This is a genomic window from Chroococcidiopsis cubana SAG 39.79, assembly GCF_003991895.1.
Lineage (GTDB): Bacteria > Cyanobacteriota > Cyanobacteriia > Cyanobacteriales > Chroococcidiopsidaceae > Chroococcidiopsis > Chroococcidiopsis thermalis.
In genome coordinates this window covers 12,240-27,096 of record NZ_RSCK01000087.1, presented here as the reverse complement: position 1 = coordinate 27,096, position 14,857 = coordinate 12,240, and the positions used below count along the sequence as shown (strand labels likewise).

General features: G+C 45.5%; 13 protein-coding genes, 1 pseudogene and 1 riboswitch. Of the genes and pseudogenes, 7 read left to right on the top strand and 7 right to left on the bottom strand.

Annotated elements, in window-relative coordinates; genetic code table 11:
• Positions 1–166 precede the first annotated feature (166 nt).
• Both DSM107010_RS29880 and mfd read right to left on the bottom strand, forming a co-directional pair.
• Positions 167–838 (bottom strand): 2OG-Fe dioxygenase family protein, encoded by a 672-nt coding sequence (locus tag DSM107010_RS29880; protein ID WP_015155016.1) that lies wholly within the window; start codon positions 836–838, stop codon positions 167–169.
• A 525-nt stretch (positions 839–1,363) separates the two neighbouring features.
• Positions 1,364–5,035 carry a transcription-repair coupling factor gene (gene mfd / locus DSM107010_RS29875; RefSeq protein ID WP_127024617.1) on the bottom strand — a complete coding sequence of 1,224 codons (3,672 nt, stop codon included), beginning with the start codon at positions 5,033–5,035 and terminating at the stop codon, positions 1,364–1,366.
• A 415-nt stretch (positions 5,036–5,450) separates the two neighbouring features.
• Between mfd and DSM107010_RS29870 the strand changes: the two genes are divergently transcribed.
• Positions 5,451–6,779, top strand: a complete 1,329-nt coding sequence (locus DSM107010_RS29870) for a hemolysin family protein (protein ID WP_015155018.1) — start codon at positions 5,451–5,453, stop codon at positions 6,777–6,779.
• 231 nt (positions 6,780–7,010) lie between these two features.
• On the opposite strand, the gene glgA is transcribed toward DSM107010_RS29870, so the two are convergent.
• Complete coding sequence (glgA, locus tag DSM107010_RS29865; RefSeq protein WP_015155019.1) at positions 7,011–8,435, bottom strand: glycogen synthase GlgA; 1,425 nt, start codon at positions 8,433–8,435, stop codon at positions 7,011–7,013.
• A gap of 86 nt (positions 8,436–8,521) precedes the next feature.
• Positions 8,522–9,511 carry a hydroxymethylbilane synthase gene (gene hemC / locus DSM107010_RS29860; protein ID WP_015155020.1) on the bottom strand — a complete coding sequence of 330 codons (990 nt, stop codon included), beginning with the start codon at positions 9,509–9,511 and terminating at the stop codon, positions 8,522–8,524.
• Between the two features lie 100 nt (positions 9,512–9,611).
• On the opposite strand from hemC, the gene DSM107010_RS42520 reads away from it, so the two are divergent.
• The 6 genes and pseudogenes from DSM107010_RS42520 (at position 9,612) to DSM107010_RS29835 (ending at position 13,155) form a co-directional block, all read left to right on the top strand.
• Positions 9,612–9,737 (top strand): hypothetical protein, encoded by a 126-nt coding sequence (locus DSM107010_RS42520; protein ID WP_255410053.1) that lies wholly within the window; start codon positions 9,612–9,614, stop codon positions 9,735–9,737.
• Positions 9,727–10,173 carry a Spy/CpxP family protein refolding chaperone gene (locus DSM107010_RS29855; protein WP_106167931.1) on the top strand — a complete coding sequence of 149 codons (447 nt, stop codon included), beginning with the start codon at positions 9,727–9,729 and terminating at the stop codon, positions 10,171–10,173. Before DSM107010_RS42520 ends, DSM107010_RS29855 begins: the two co-directional genes overlap by 11 nt.
• A gap of 137 nt (positions 10,174–10,310) precedes the next feature.
• Positions 10,311–10,504, top strand: a riboswitch (cobalamin riboswitch).
• 42 nt (positions 10,505–10,546) lie between these two features.
• Positions 10,547–11,530: a sirohydrochlorin chelatase gene (locus DSM107010_RS29850; RefSeq protein WP_106167932.1), complete on the top strand. Its 984-nt coding sequence runs from the start codon at positions 10,547–10,549 to the stop codon at positions 11,528–11,530.
• Between the two features lie 196 nt (positions 11,531–11,726).
• Positions 11,727–12,017 (top strand): regulatory protein SipA, encoded by a 291-nt coding sequence (gene sipA / locus DSM107010_RS29845; protein ID WP_015155023.1) that lies wholly within the window; start codon positions 11,727–11,729, stop codon positions 12,015–12,017.
• 35 nt (positions 12,018–12,052) lie between these two features.
• A pseudogene (locus DSM107010_RS43210) lies at positions 12,053–12,611 on the top strand (peroxiredoxin).
• Between the two features lie 67 nt (positions 12,612–12,678).
• Positions 12,679–13,155, top strand: a complete 477-nt coding sequence (locus DSM107010_RS29835) for a hypothetical protein (RefSeq protein ID WP_015155025.1) — start codon at positions 12,679–12,681, stop codon at positions 13,153–13,155.
• A gap of 131 nt (positions 13,156–13,286) precedes the next feature.
• On the opposite strand, the gene DSM107010_RS29830 is transcribed toward DSM107010_RS29835, so the two are convergent.
• The 3 genes from DSM107010_RS29830 to hpsJ-A form a co-directional block, all read right to left on the bottom strand.
• Positions 13,287–13,847 (bottom strand): hypothetical protein, encoded by a 561-nt coding sequence (locus DSM107010_RS29830; RefSeq protein ID WP_127024614.1) that lies wholly within the window; start codon positions 13,845–13,847, stop codon positions 13,287–13,289.
• 103 nt (positions 13,848–13,950) lie between these two features.
• Positions 13,951–14,100, bottom strand: coding sequence for a hypothetical protein (locus DSM107010_RS38875; protein ID WP_158631898.1), 150 nt, complete (start codon positions 14,098–14,100; stop codon positions 13,951–13,953).
• Between the two features lie 53 nt (positions 14,101–14,153).
• Positions 14,154–14,857 (bottom strand): HpsJ-like protein, cyanoexosortase A-associated (hpsJ-A, locus tag DSM107010_RS29825; RefSeq protein ID WP_127024620.1); only part of this gene is annotated, 704 nt, incomplete at its 5' end.

Genomic DNA, 14,857 nt, shown 5'->3' with positions numbered 1-14,857 from the left:
GTTTTTATATGTTACAAATATTGCCTGAAATCGTTGTAGGGCAAGGATTATACCTCATCACTACTTCCATATCACTACCCGATCTTTGACTTGAAATAGGACGTAGGGTGTAGGGTGTAGGGTGTGTTAAGGACGCACATCTGTGCGCCCCTATAAGTGACAACGACTACGACAGCAGACTCGGACAAGTTAATACAAACACGTCTCTCGTTCCATCGGTCTCATCATTTAGAGGTTTAACGGGAGTCGTGTAATGGAAAAATTCGCGATCGTTAAGTAGCAAAAGTTCTCCAGGGTTGAGGGTTTTATTAAACACAGGACTTTCCTTTTTAGATCTATATAAGTGCGTCTCTCCCCCTTGGACATTATTACGTCCGATAGAAAAGATCGCAATCAGATCTGTCCCATCACGGTGTATTCCCTCTGGTGCTGGATTGCCAAAATTGGTTGCCGAACAAGTTGTTCTAATTTGATGCACGCCAATTTCCCGAGAGTCAGAATACAATTTACAAGCATCATTAAAGGCAAACAGCAATCTTGTAAAATCTTCATGCACTACCAGAGCATCATCAATTTCATGGAACTCTCTTTGAATATCTCCTACTACAGGATTATATTCTTTGCTCTGAAATAAGCGACCGTGAGGTAATTTCACCACTTTTCCGTCTGTTATGCTAAAACGGGATAAACGGCGGCGGCGATAGTTACCCTTAATGTATGGATCTACTGGCAAATCTTGGAAAAAGCGCTGCAACTCTTCTAAGTTGATAAAATTTGCCTTTTGTAATGTAAATAATAAGTCGTAGCCTAATTTTTTTGAATTTAGTACTTTTTGCATAGAAAACTAATCCTTTATTTTCGATCCCCGATCGTTTCTGCTTATAGAAACAATCCATATTTATAGTATAATTTGGATTTTTAAAACTGCTGTTAACTTCATTACAAAAAGTTTCAATTTATTAACAAAATGGCAAAATTGTCTCAAAGAATACTAAATTTTCTTCGAGCCATATTTTGTAAGTAAAAATACTAAAATCGTGTTTAAATACTGCGTAAGCGTTGCTGAACGAAGTTATCGCTTGCCAAACTGAAGACTACAAATTTTTCTGTTCTACAAGCGATCGATATGTTTATACGGTAGATTACTAACCAATATGCACGTATGGCAATTTAGGTGGGGAAAATCAAAGCGTAGGGTGGGTTTTTCATCTAGCTGTTCGTATAGCAATCCTATTTGATTCATGAACGTGGAGCAGGCTTCTAGCCTGCCGCAGGCTAGAAGCCTACTTTACAAATCATTTAGAACTGCTATATATGCCAGAGTCCCGCGATAAACCCGCCCCTACAAATGACTCATTACCAATCAAACCATCACCGTTTCTGGAACTGCACCTTGCATCTTGCTCAAAGCATCAATTAAAGTTTGCAATTGTTGTTCCGTTTTGAGAACTGCTAAACCGCGCACGGTGACTTTACCAGGCGAGTAAACAAAGCGCGATCGCAAACTATCAGGTAAGTTGGCAATCATCAAATTCCAAGCTGGTTCTTCCATTGCAGTTTCTAAAACAACGTGCTGTTTACCTTCGGGTTTGATGCGACTAAATCCTAATTTTCTTGCTAGTTGTTTTAATTCCATGACGCGCAATAATTGAGTTGCACCTGTGGGAATTGCCCCGTAGCGATCGCTCCAATCTGCGGCAAGTTGGATTAACTCTTCCTTAGTTTTTGCCGCTGCTACAGCCCGATATGCACTCATCTTCTGGTCTAAATCGGTAATGTAATCTGTGGGAATAAACGCTGTCAAATTCAAATCGATTTGCGTATCTTCCACTTGCGGAATTTCCTGACCGCGAATTTCGCGCAAGGCTTCTTCTAACATTTCCATATACAGGTCGAAACCAATTGCATCCATTTGACCGGATTGTTCTACGCCTAACAAATTTCCCACACCGCGAATTTCCATATCGCGCATTGCCAAGTGATAGCCAGAACCGAGTTGGGTGAATTCTTGAATTGCCCGCAAACGCTGCCTTGCGGTATCGGATAGCGCCCGTTGTTTGGGATAAAATAACCAGGCATGAGCCTGAATTCCCGCCCGTCCGACACGCCCCCGCAACTGGTAGAGTTGGGATAAACCGAAGCGGTGAGCATCTTCAATTAGAATTGTATTCACACGCGGGATATCTAAGCCCGATTCAATAATTGTCGTGCAAACCAAAATATCGGCTTCCCCATTACTAAAGGAAAGCATTGTTGATTCTAATTGGTTTTCATCCAATTGTCCGTGTCCGACAGCAATTCTCGCCCCGCCAACAATTTCTCTTAAAGTCGCTGCTGTCTCTTCAATTCCTTCCACACGCGGAACGACATAAAAAACTTGTCCGCCGCGATCGAGTTCTTGACGAATGGCGCTACGAATTGATTCAGTATCGTAAGGTGCGAGGTGAGTTTTGATCGGTCGGCGGGAGGGAGGCGGCGTAGTAATCAGACTCATCTCCCGAATTCCCGACAATGACATATACAAGGTGCGGGGAATGGGAGTCGCAGAAAGAGTTAGCACGTCTAACTGAGTTTTCAAAGCTTTAATTTTTTCTTTCTGATTGACCCCAAATCTTTGTTCTTCGTCGATGATCAATAGTCCCAAATCGCGGAAGCTGACACCTTTACCTAGTAGTTGGTGCGTCCCGACCACAATATCTAATTCACCCGTCGCCAATCGCTTGAGTAGATCTTTTCGTTCCTCGGCACTCCGAAAGCGGTTGAGTAAGCCGACGTTTACCGGATAAGGGGCAAAGCGTTCTTTTAAAGTATGGTAATGTTGTTGCGTCAGAATGGTGGTAGGGGCAAGGAAAGCTACTTGCTTACCTGCTGTGACAGCTTTGAAAACAGCGCGAATTGCTACTTCAGTCTTACCAAAACCCACATCGCCACAGACTAAACGATCCATCGGGCGATCGCTCTCCATGTCACGCTTGACATCTTGAGTTGCTTTGAGTTGGTCGGTTGTCGGTTGATAGGGGAAAGAATCTTCTAATTCTACCTGCCAAGGAGAATCAATTGGATAAGCATAACCCGATTGTTGCGATCGCTGAGCATATAATTGCAGCAGATCCACCGCTAGTTTTTTAATTGCTTTTCTGGCACGGTTTTTCGTGTTTGCCCACGCCTTACTCGACATTTTGTTCAGTTCTGGCGGCTTGCTGTCGGTGGCGCGAAACCTAGACAACGAACCGAGTTGATCGGCGGCGACGCGCAACAAACCATCGGCATATTGCACGACTAAATATTCTCGCGTTTCGCGATCGATCGTCAGACTTTCCAGCCGCAAAAACTTGCCGATCCCGTGATTCCGGTGAACGACAAAATCCCCCGGACGCAACTTATTCGGATCGACTTGCTTCGAGGCGGCGCGGCGGCGCTTGCGGATGTAGCTAGGGGTAGCGAGGCTGTGCTGACCGTAGAATTCGCGGTCAGTCACCACCATCAGACGAAATGTAGGCAGAATAAAACCTTCTAATTCTGCTACCCCCGAATATTTCAACGCCACAGGTGTACGCTGAAGTTGCAATTTATCGATCGCCTGAAAATCGCGAGGATTGGGGATAAATTGGGCGGGACAATCATGTTCTTGCAATAGGGAGACAGAACGGGATGGTTGAGCCGAAATCAGCCAAGTTGAAAAACCGCGATCGCGTTCTTGTCGAATTGTCTCTGCTAACTTCCCGAACGCATGAGGCGTAACGGGAATCGAACGACTGGCAAGATTGAGGGGAGTCACATAAGCAGAATTAGCTGAGGGGCTTTCTTCAACTGCTAATTCCGATAAATATAATTCTTGAAATCCTTGGGCTGTTGCTAAAGAGTCTTCAAATGTGCGGTGGACTCTTGGTAATTGGTAATTGGTAATTGGTAATTGGCGATTGTCTCCCTTGTCCTCCTTGTCCCCCTTGTCTCCCTTGTCTCCTTCTTCCCCGCTCCCGGCACCGAAGCGCTCCCTACTCCCTATCATCAACTGCCATTGTTCTTCAGAGTTCTCCACCCAGCGATCGCTATGTGCTTGACATAGTTCTAGTTCGTCAATGGTGATAATCGTATCTTTGGGTAAATAGTCAAGCAGGGATGCGGGTTGGGGGAAAGCTAAACCCAGAAAGCGGCGGCTACCTTCTGGGTCATTTCCTGCGTCGAATAGTTCTCGTTCTTCTGGGGAAAGGTAGGTTTTAACAATTTCTGTTTGTTCCTCCGTTAGTGCTGCTTTAACGATGGGAGCAAAATTGGTTGGTGTAAGCACGACTTGTGATATCTTGTCAAGTGCCGTGCCACCTACAGAACTGCGTTGAGTCGCTGGGTCGAACTCGCGAATTTGTTCGATTTCATCGCCAAACCACTCCAAACGCACGGGCAATTCAGAAGAGACGGGAAACACGTCAACGATATCGCCGCGCCTGCTCCATTGTCCTTCGGTTTCTACCGTGGGTACGCGATCGTAACCCATTGCTGCAAGGCGATCGCCAAAGTCACCCAAATCGAATTCCATCCCCTTATTAATCGTCAGACAATAGGGTTGAAACACGTCTGCTGGTGGTAAGTGGGGTTGTAAGGCTCTTTCTGTGGCGACGATCGCAATGAGGGGTGAGGAGCGAGGAGTGAGGAGTGAGGGCGACGCTTCCTTGTCCCCCTTGTCCCGCATTCCTCCCGTTTCCTCAATCAAATCTGCCAACACCTGCATCTGTCCCCAAGTCATTTCGGTTTCGGGGTCGAAGGGTTCGTAGGGCGATGCTTCTGAGGTTGGGTAAAAATGGACTCGATCCCATCCCATCGATTCGAGTTGAGCTGTCCAGCGTCCGGCTTCTTCCAGAGTGGCGCAGATAACGAGTAGGTGACGCTGTTGTGCTTGTGCTAAAGCCGAAGCCACCAATCCTTTAGGCAAGCGCGAAACGCCATTGAGAGAACAAACCTGCTGGCGATTGAGTTTAGATATGAGTTCGGTTGACAGTGGCGATCGCCCTAAGGCACGCACGATAGAAGAAAAAGCCATAAGTTATTAGCTACAGCAGACGGAAAGTTGCAACGGGATAGATGCTATTTCTCCATTCTAAAATTCTCAACCACAATAGGGGGAAGGGTAATCGGTAGTTGGTAGTTGGTAGTTGGTGGTTGGTAGTTGGTAGTTGCTCCGCGACTCTCCCTCAGCCCTCATTCTCCGAGAAGGGCTATTCTTCGAGAAGCCGCTTCGCGTCTACGCCCTACAGCTGGGCAACTCTCTCTTCCCCCTGCTCCCTAACTAAGTATAGTTACTTATACTACTCTTCCATCCAATTGAGATTCTATGAAAAATTGTTGCATCATGACCTGGAAGCGAGAAACTGGAGATGAAAAGATCTCCGATACTGGATAATAGGTAGCCAACATTCAGCACCGCTTGCCCAGAGTAGCAGCAACAATTAAAACTAATGTCCTCCATTTCTCTTGAAGTTCTGACGATTCTCCTACTGATATTTGCCAATGGCATCTTTGTGATGTCGGAACTCGCGATCGTCTCGGCAAGGAAGGTAAGGCTACAAAGTCTGGCTAACCAGGGGGATAAAAAAGCTCGTGTAGCTCTAGACCTGGCGAATGCTCCCAATCAGTTTCTAGCTAGCGTGCAAATTGGCATTACGCTACTAGCAATTTTATCTGGTGCTTTTGCAGAATCGGCTGTAGCAACTAGGCTGGCTCCACTTGTGAGTTTAGTACCTGGACTTGCGGCATACAACAGCGCGATCGCCTCTGTGAGTGCTGTTTTACTCGTTACTTATTTAACGCTAATTATTGGGGAACTCGTACCCAAACAATTAGCGCTCAATTACCCAGAAAAGATTGCAACTGTTGTTGCTATGCCGTTGCGGTTTTTGGCAAGGCTTGCTGCTCCTATAGTTTATTTGCTCAGTGCCTCAACCGATCTTGTCGTGCGGCTATTGGGGATTAGACCTTCGACAGATCCGCAAGTGACAGAAGAAGAAATTCGCGTTTTAATCGAGCAGGGTACGGAAGCGGGGACGTTTGAGGCTGCCGAACAAGATATGGTAGAACGGGTATTTCGGTTAGGCGATCGCCCCGTTAGTGCTTTGATGACACCACGTCCTGATATTGTTTGGCTGGACTTGGAGGACACCCCTGAAGAAAATCGCCAAAAAATTCTCGATAGCTGTCATTCCCGCTTTCCAGTTTGTCAGGAGGGTTTAGATAACGTTCTGGGAATTAGTCACGTTACCGATATGTTAGAGCGTTGTTTGTCCGGTCAAGCCCTCGACCTTACCGTATCGTTGCGACAACCCATATTTGTTCCCGAAAGTACTAGGGGATTAAAAATCTTAGAATTATTTAAGCAAACGGGCATTCACATGGCATTGGTGGTAGACGAATACGGCGTGATTCAAGGATTGGTGACGCTGAATGACATCATGGTGGAAATTGTCGGTGATGTCCCCAATGCAGGTGACTTAGAAGAACCAATGGCAGTGCAACGGGAAGATGGTTCTTGGTTGTTGGATGGGATGTTACCTGTAGATGAATTTTTTGAAATTTTTGATATTGAAGGAATTCCCAAAGAACATAGAGGTAGTTATCAAACTTTAGGCGGTTTTGTGATTACTCATCTCGGTCGCATTCCTGCTGCTACAGATAGTTTTGCCTGGGAATTATTGCAGTTTGAAGTGATGGATATGGATGGTAATCGAGTAGATAAAGTGTTAGTTACTCCGATGGAAGGTAGAGGGGTAAAGCCAGAGAAGGAAGAGTAGGTAGTAGGTAGTTGGTGATTGGTAGTTGGTAATAGCTTTTATAGTAGGGTGGGCAATGCCCACCACCGATCTACGTAAACATATCACCTGCGATCGCTGACGCTTTTACTATTTTGGTCAGGATGGATCGATTAATACATGACATCGACGGGGCGGGTTTATTGAGATTGTGAGCTGTGAGGAAATATTTCTAGTGAACCCGCCCCTACAATGGATGTTTATTCCAATCAATTATTTGGGAATTAATTCTTCTGTTTGCGGTTGAGGTGTTTCTACTTCCTCAGTAGTGCCGTACATGGAGTTATACATTTTCACGTATTCTTTTGCCGACTGATACCAACTGAAGTCTTGTTGCATTCCCCGTTGTTGTAAATTTTGCCAGTTGGGTTTGTAGTGAAATCCTTCCCACGCACGTACCATACAGGTATAAAGGTCTAAGGGTTCGTAGCGATCGAAACAATAACCCGTACCGACATTATTTTCAGGATCGTGGGGACTTACGGTATCAACTAAGCCGCCAGTACGACGCACAATCGGCACGCAACCATAACGCAACGCCATCATTTGACTGATACCGCAGGGTTCAAATCGACTTGGCATCAAGAAGGCATCGCTACCAGCATAAATACGACGGGCAAGGGCATCATTGTAGAGTAAATACGTTGCCATCCGCCCGGGAAAACGCGATGCCATCTGCCATAATTGAGTTTCGTAGTAGCGATCGCCCGTGCCTAAAATAATAATTTGGGCATCGGTATACGAGAGAAATCGATCTAAAATTTGGATTGCCAAATCGATGCCTTTCTGTTCTACCAGCCGCGTCACCATTCCCACTAAAAAGGCTTTGGAGTTTACCTCTAACCCCACTTCTTCTTGAATGGCAACTTTATTTGGCTTCCGCTGTTCTAGCGTTTCAGTTGTAAAAGATTTAGCAATATATTTATCGTTTTCTGGGTTGTAAACATCAACGTCAATTCCATTAACAATACCCCATAATTTACCGCTAATAAAAGACATTAAACCTTCAAGAGTTTCGCCATAAGCTGCCGTTTGAATCTGTTTGGCATAAGTTGGAGAAACTGTATTCACGCGATCGGCAAATTGCACCGCCGCTGCCATTGTATTATGTCCTTGCATGTACCAAGGACACCACGTAATCTTCTCTAAATACCAGCGCCAGGGACCTTGATAAGCCAAGTTATGAATCGTAAATACGCTGGTAATATCAGGCGATTGGTGCATCCAAACGGGAATCATCCCTGTATGCCAATCGTGACAGTGGACAATATCGGGTTTCCAATAGTTCCAGCAAAATTCTGCTGCGCCGTTAGCAAACAAAGTGAAACGCCAGTGTTCGTCTTCCCCAGAATAAATGCGACGGGGTGCAAATGCCGGATGCCCGAATAAATACAAGGGGACATCAGTTCCAGGCAGCACGGCTTCGTAAACCTTAAAATCCTGAAACATGGCAGCTCCAGACCAGATTGGATCTTGGGGAATCTCCATTTTGTCTGGTAGAAAGCCATAATAGGGCAGAAAAATTCGCACGTCATGCCCCATTTCTCTAAGAATTTTCGGTAACGCTCCGACGACATCGCCCATTCCGCCAACTTTGGCGACTGGCGCTGCTTCTGCGGCAACAAACAAAATTCGCATGTTTAGTGAGTAGTGAGTGGTGAGTAGATTGGTAAAGGTCGCTCTGTATAGAGACGTTACATGTAACGTCTCTATACGTAACGTCTCTACAATACCTGTCCGCGTTGAATTTGCGCGAAGATTTCGGCTAGTATCTCTTGCGCTCCTTGTTGACGAAGGCGTTGGGCTAATTCGATGCCAAGCTTTTCTGCCTCTGTAGGCGCACCAGTTACGGTATCTTTAACCAATCTTTGCCCGTCTAAACTAGCTACCATACCCGTGAGAGTTAGCACATCTCCCTCAAGGCTAGTGTTAACGCCAATAGGCACTTGACAGCCACCTTCTAATTCCCGCAAAAAGGCACGTTCGGCAAGAGCGCGATCGCGTGTGGGTACGTCTTCGATCGCCTTAATTAGAGATAAGACTTCTTCGTCACCCTCACGACATTCTATTCCCAAAGCGCCCTGTCCGACAGCGTGCAAGGAGATTTCTGCTGGAATGACCCGATCGACGCGATCGCCTAATCCTAGTCTTTGTAGTCCCGCTACTGCCAATACTAGGGCATCATATTCTCCAGCATCGAGTTTTTGCAGGCGTGTAATTACGTTACCACGCACATCTTTAAATGCTAGGTGGGGGAAGTGATAGCGTAGTTGTGCCAGTCTGCGTAAAGAGGAAGTCCCGATGACGGCTCCTTCTGGCAATGTATCGAATTGTTTATCTTTATACTTAGAATGTAATACTAAAGCATCTGCCGGATTTTCTCTTTCTGTGACCGCTCCCAACATCAACCCCTCCGGTAAGCGAGTCGGCAAGTCTTTCAGGGAATGTACGGCAAAATCAATTTCCTGATTGAGCATCCCCACTTCTAACTCTTTAGTAAATAACCCTTTATCACCAATCTTGGCAAGGGCAACGTCGAGAATTTTATCCCCTTGAGTAGACATGGTGTGGACTTCAAAAGTGCGATCTGGAAAAGCTTTTTGCAGTTGTTCTTGCACCCAATAAGTTTGAACTAAAGCCAATTGGCTCTTGCGCGAACCGATGCGAATTGTGCGGGTAGGGCTGGAAACCGTGGGTGAGGCGTTAGAGGACATACTAAAGCAGCATTTATAGCTTAAATCTGAGTCACTCGATCTAGACTACCGCAGGACTGCACCCAGTGGTCAGTGACCAGTGACCAGTGACCAGTGACCAATGACCATCATGACTAAAGTAATAGTTAAATTCGTTACTTTCTCCACAGGCGATCGCGGTTTTTCGATTTTTATGATGGTGATATCAAATCTTAGAAACGCCAGAGAACGCTACCATGCAATTTAAACTTATCCCTTTATTAGCCAGCGCGATCGCCTTGAGTATTGCCACCGTACCGCTAGCAGCTCAAGCTGAACCCGTTGCACCAGGATTGCAAATAGCCCAAGCTCAAGATAAAATTCCACCTCGACTTGAAAAACTGGGGCTAACTCAGGAACAAAGAGATAAAATTGCCGAAATCCGTCGCAATACCCGCACCCAAATCGAAGCAGTTATGACACCAGCACAGCGGGAACAACTCAAAACCGTTAGAGAAAGCAGACAACGCCGTCGCGAAGCGTTAGCTTCTCTCAACCTAACTCCAGAGCAGAAAACCAAAATGCAACAAATTCGTCAATCTGCCAAATCTCAGTTTGATGCAGTATTAACCCCACAACAGCAACAACAACTACAGCAAATGAGACAAGAACGAGGCTGGAAGGGACAAAGAGGCGAACTCTAAGAAAGTCAAAAGTCAAAAAATTCAAAAGTCAAAATCAACTGCTCCCTGCTCCCTGATAACTGGTCACTGGTCACTGGTCACTGGTCACTGGTCACTGATACCCCCTCCCCCAGTATTTTTGTTGTAGGTCAAATCAGTTAAGATATCTAGGCACAAGTGAACTGTAATAGCATAGGGAAACATCGGTGTAAGTCCGAGGCTGTGCCGCAGCTGTAAATGATTTTGTCGCTTGTCATTTGTCACTTGTCATTTGTTGCTCTAACTGCAAATGATAAATGACTGATGAACGATGACGAATAGTAAGCCAGAATGCCTGTGCTGTTATCCGCTCACGCTATTTCCTGCGTCGCACGGGAAAGGAGCTAAAATCTCAATGCTTAGCGATCGCCATTTAACTCCGTTGGAAGATATTTCTTTGCAATTACCACCTCTGCCGCTACAGCGTCCTCTATTACTGATCGGTCATGGAACTAGAGATGAAGCTGGACGGCAGAGCTTGCTAGATTTTGCCTCTGCATACCAAGCTTTAGATACCTCTAGACCAGTTCTACCCTGCTTTCTGGAACTGACGGAACCAACAATTCAGGAAGGGGTAGATCGATGCATCGAGAAGGGTTTTACGGAAATTTCCGTGCTGCCAATTTTGCTGTTTGCCGCACGGCATAACAAATTTGATGTAACTAACGAACTCGATCGCGCTAGAGCCAGACATCCGCAGCTCAAATTTTACTACGGACGGCATTTTGGGATTACGCCCGGAATTCTCGATTTGTGGCGATCGCGTCTAGCAGAAATAGACCATCCTCAAATTCAGCGTGCAGACACTGTATTATTATTTGTCGGTCGCGGTTCTAGCGATCCTGATGCTAATGGCGACGCTTGCAAGCTCGCCCGTATTCTCTGGGAAGGTAGCGGCTATGCTACTGTAGAAACCTGCTTTATCGGCATCACGCACCCGCGCTTAGAAGCAGGGTTCCAACGTGCTTTACTCTATCAGCCAAAACGGATTGTTGTTTTACCTCACTTTCTCTTTACGGGTACGCTAGTTAAAAAGATTTTTGATGTCGCAGCTCAACAGCAACAAAAATATCCCCAAATTGAAATCGCCTGTTTGCCAGAAATAGGACTGCATCCGCTCCTATTTAGCATTCTCAGAGAGAGAGAAATCGAAACCCATTTAGGTCAAGTCCAGATGAATTGCGAGATGTGCAAATTCCGCCTAGCAGCTGTAGCAGGTGACACGCATTCTCATAGCCACGACCATCACCATCATCACCACCACGACCATCACCACCCGCCTGTAGATCCTTACGCTAATGCGGTAGACTATCATCAAAAAATCTGGCAAGTTCCATAATGGATTTGGTAATAGGTAATGGGTAATGATGGTTGGTTATTAGTACAGTAGGGTGTGCAATCGCGTCGCGTAACGCACTTACGCATATTTCAGAAATCAAATATGAGTGCCTATAGTCATTAGTCATCCGTCATTTGTCATTTGTGAATAACTAGTGACTCACGACCAACGACCAATTACCAATTACCAATTACCAATGACAAAAGAATTCACCATAGGCGAAACGGTCCGAGTTATCGCCTTGCCACCTTACATTAAAACCGCCGAGCCGATGCCGATGCTGCGTCCTCCCGATACAATTCGTCTGCGGGAAGAAGGGATAGTTACGGATCGCCGTCCTGGGGGATATTGGGTCGTCCGGTTCGATCGCGGTACTTTTCTGCTCGATAGTCAATATATTGAGAGCATCACATCAGAAGCAGAATCACCACCTGCATCTCACGTAGAACCATCTTTACCTGCGGATTCCGATCGCAGCGATGACTAATGTAAACTTATGTTAACTGACTTGCAGTTGACATCATGATATCTCGTCGTACTTTTTTAACTTCTGTTTTTGCGTGTTGCTTGTCTATTTTGGTTTGGTGTCATTTTGCTACCCCAGCCTTAGCGCTTGGGGGTAAACTACCACCAGTGAACCAACCCGCACCGCAATTTACCCTACCTACCAATACGGGAGATGGAGAAGTTTCCCTTTCCGACTTGCGCGGTCAGTGGGTCGTACTTTATTTTTATCCCAAGGACTTTACAGCAGGCTGTACCCTAGAAGCCAAGCGGTTTCAGCAAGACTTACCCAAATACATCGACAAAAATGCTCAGATTATTGGCGTGAGTGCTGATTCTATCCGATTCCCATGCTGAATTCTGCGATTCAGAAGGGTTAAAATTCCCTTTGCTTGCAGATACCACAGGGGAAGTGAGTAAAGCATACGGTTCGTGGATTGGTGTTGTTTCGATGCGTCATAGTTTTCTCATCGACCCAGATGGGATTTTACGCGAAACTTTTGTGAAGGTAAATCCTGCCATTCACAGCACGGAAGTTCTAGCACGGTTAGAGGAATTACAAAAAAACACTGCCTAAAAGCTAAAGTGTAGAGACGTGCCATGTTACGTCTCTATTTTTTTCAGCTTAGTTTTCAGCGTGTCTTATGGACTTCGAGCCGAAATACCAGCCTATTAGACGGAAAGTCAGGTATCAAGTCAGCGATCGCGAATCGATTGAAATTACCGATCGCAAACCTTTAGAAATATTACGAGATACGGAAGGATTAATCCGCCGTCAAGCTGTAGCCGCGATCGTCCCAGTTGTATCGCAGCCATTAGCAGCTAAAATCGAATCGGCTTCAGAGGTTGCGGAAGACTCGTTAAGCGTGTTAGCAGAAATCGATCTCGATGCGATTAGCGATGTGGAGTTACAGCCAGCCAGAATCTTAGTTGGCTTGAGTTTTGTTGGTTTTGGCGCACTGGCGATCGCTTTACTAACCTTGTTTATTTACACCCTGCATCCTCAACTTACCCGCCAGCAACAAATTCACCAATACTGGTATCCTTACGTCTTTTTTGTCTCTTTAGGCGTGACAGGGTTGCTAACTTTAGGGCGAGAAATTATGCGTTTTACCAGATAGGGAGCAGGGGGAAGAGAGCTGAGGGAGCGATCGGGAGCGCAAGGTTGCTGAGGGAGAGTCGCAAAGAAACCTCTCGCAAGAGCGCAAGAGCGCCTTTCACCAACTACCAATTACCCATTACCAACTACCAATTACCGCATCATCCCAAACTGACTTCCGCCACGAATCATCGATTTGCTGTTGGCATCAAGATCGATCTGACATTGAGTTGGAATAGCACTGAAGTCACAAGTGTAAGTGGCTAGAAGTTGCTTTTGCTCGTTGAAAACTCTCAGATTATAGCCGCGATCCATAGCATCAGTACCAAAATGATGCACGAACTCGTATTGTTGAATATAGTCTAAAGAATTCCAATTTTGCCGTTTTACTTGCAAGTCGATGCGTCCTGAATCGCCATTTTGTTGAGCGGGATAAGCCAGCCAATGACTCAGCAAATCTCCACCAAACTGCTCTTTTGCCCACCACAGACTGGGAGTTGTCACAGTGTCTTGAACAGTGTCTTGAGATGCAGTATTTGGCGCGATCGCGCGATCGTTTTGGTCAATTGTCGCTCGCGTTAAACCCAGTTCTAGCAGAGCTTGAGAAGGCTGAGCCGTAACTATTTGTAACGTTGAGTTTGAGTTTGGCAATGGCGCGATCGCCCCCAAGCTTATTCCCAGTAATATTCCTGACGATTTCCAGAATGAATTCATCACCCTTGCTGCTGGCTGCTACTTTAACTTGTATCTCGACTTTATTAACATAATTTCTGCTTAGTGGCAAGGAAATTTATGATTGGAAAAAGTGAGTGGGAAGCTAGAAGTTAGCACTGATGGTAGTTGGTAGTTGGTAATTGGTAAGAAAGTGGTGGGTGTTGATGCGGGTGTAGGGGAGCCAGCGCCGTGTGGGAGGTCGGTGCGTTGTGGGGTGTGGGGTGTAGTGGATTGTTAACTGGTCACTGGTCACTGGTCACTGGTCACTGGTCACTGGTCACTGCTCCCTGCTCTCTGATTCTGCACCTACGATCCAAATTGACTTTGGTTGACGATTTTGCGGGTTTTCTGCCAAATAACTAGAAAGAAAGTTCCAGAGATGAGCGCTCCTAAAGATATTTTGATTGTATTTTTGATTTGCGTTCCAAGATTATTTTCGCGGCTAGCTGCTTGGGCTTGAAGCGATCGCTCGTTCTGAGATAAGCTAGCCAGCAATTGTTGTTTAACTACCTCTGGATTTCCTATTTCTGGCGGAGTTGCTTGAGGATTAATGCGGCTTAAAATTGCTGCTATGTCTGCTGATGTTTGGGCTTTATTTATCTGTTCTTTTAATTGCTGAATTTGTGCCGATCTTGTGGCAATTTGAGTTGAACTTTGTTGGTCAATTCTGACAATAGCGCTAATCGCTAATGGTAAGAGCAAAAAATATAAAATTCCTCCTAATAAACTGAGCCAGGATAAAAATTTAAAGAACCGGAATTGAGATTCTCCAATTAAAACAAAAATCAGACCTAAAATTGGTACGGGTGCGCGTTCTACAAGTTGATTTGCTAGCTGAAACTCCCACACGGAATTAGTAAAATTGAAAGGAATCAGAATTGCTAGCAGATCTAATAAAAATAAAGATAATAAAGTATAGCCTGCTAAACGAAATAATGGTTCGAGATGACTGTGCGATTGTGCCACAAGATGGATGACCTGTTGTACTGTTTTCTTTGAGACAAAGGAGA

Coding starts and splice junctions, on each gene's coding strand:
- DSM107010_RS29880 (WP_015155016.1), bottom strand. CDS start 838: ATGCAAAAAGTACTAAATTCAAAAAAATTAGGCTACGACTTATTATTT.
- mfd (WP_127024617.1), bottom strand. CDS start 5,035: ATGGCTTTTTCTTCTATCGTGCGTGCCTTAGGGCGATCGCCACTGTCA.
- DSM107010_RS29870 (WP_015155018.1), top strand. CDS start 5,451: ATGTCCTCCATTTCTCTTGAAGTTCTGACGATTCTCCTACTGATATTT.
- glgA (WP_015155019.1), bottom strand. CDS start 8,435: ATGCGAATTTTGTTTGTTGCCGCAGAAGCAGCGCCAGTCGCCAAAGTT.
- hemC (WP_015155020.1), bottom strand. CDS start 9,511: ATGTCCTCTAACGCCTCACCCACGGTTTCCAGCCCTACCCGCACAATT.
- DSM107010_RS42520 (WP_255410053.1), top strand. CDS start 9,612: ATGACCATCATGACTAAAGTAATAGTTAAATTCGTTACTTTCTCCACA.
- DSM107010_RS29855 (WP_106167931.1), top strand. CDS start 9,727: ATGCAATTTAAACTTATCCCTTTATTAGCCAGCGCGATCGCCTTGAGT.
- DSM107010_RS29850 (WP_106167932.1), top strand. CDS start 10,547: ATGCTTAGCGATCGCCATTTAACTCCGTTGGAAGATATTTCTTTGCAA.
- sipA (WP_015155023.1), top strand. CDS start 11,727: ATGACAAAAGAATTCACCATAGGCGAAACGGTCCGAGTTATCGCCTTG.
- DSM107010_RS29835 (WP_015155025.1), top strand. CDS start 12,679: ATGGACTTCGAGCCGAAATACCAGCCTATTAGACGGAAAGTCAGGTAT.
- DSM107010_RS29830 (WP_127024614.1), bottom strand. CDS start 13,847: ATGAATTCATTCTGGAAATCGTCAGGAATATTACTGGGAATAAGCTTG.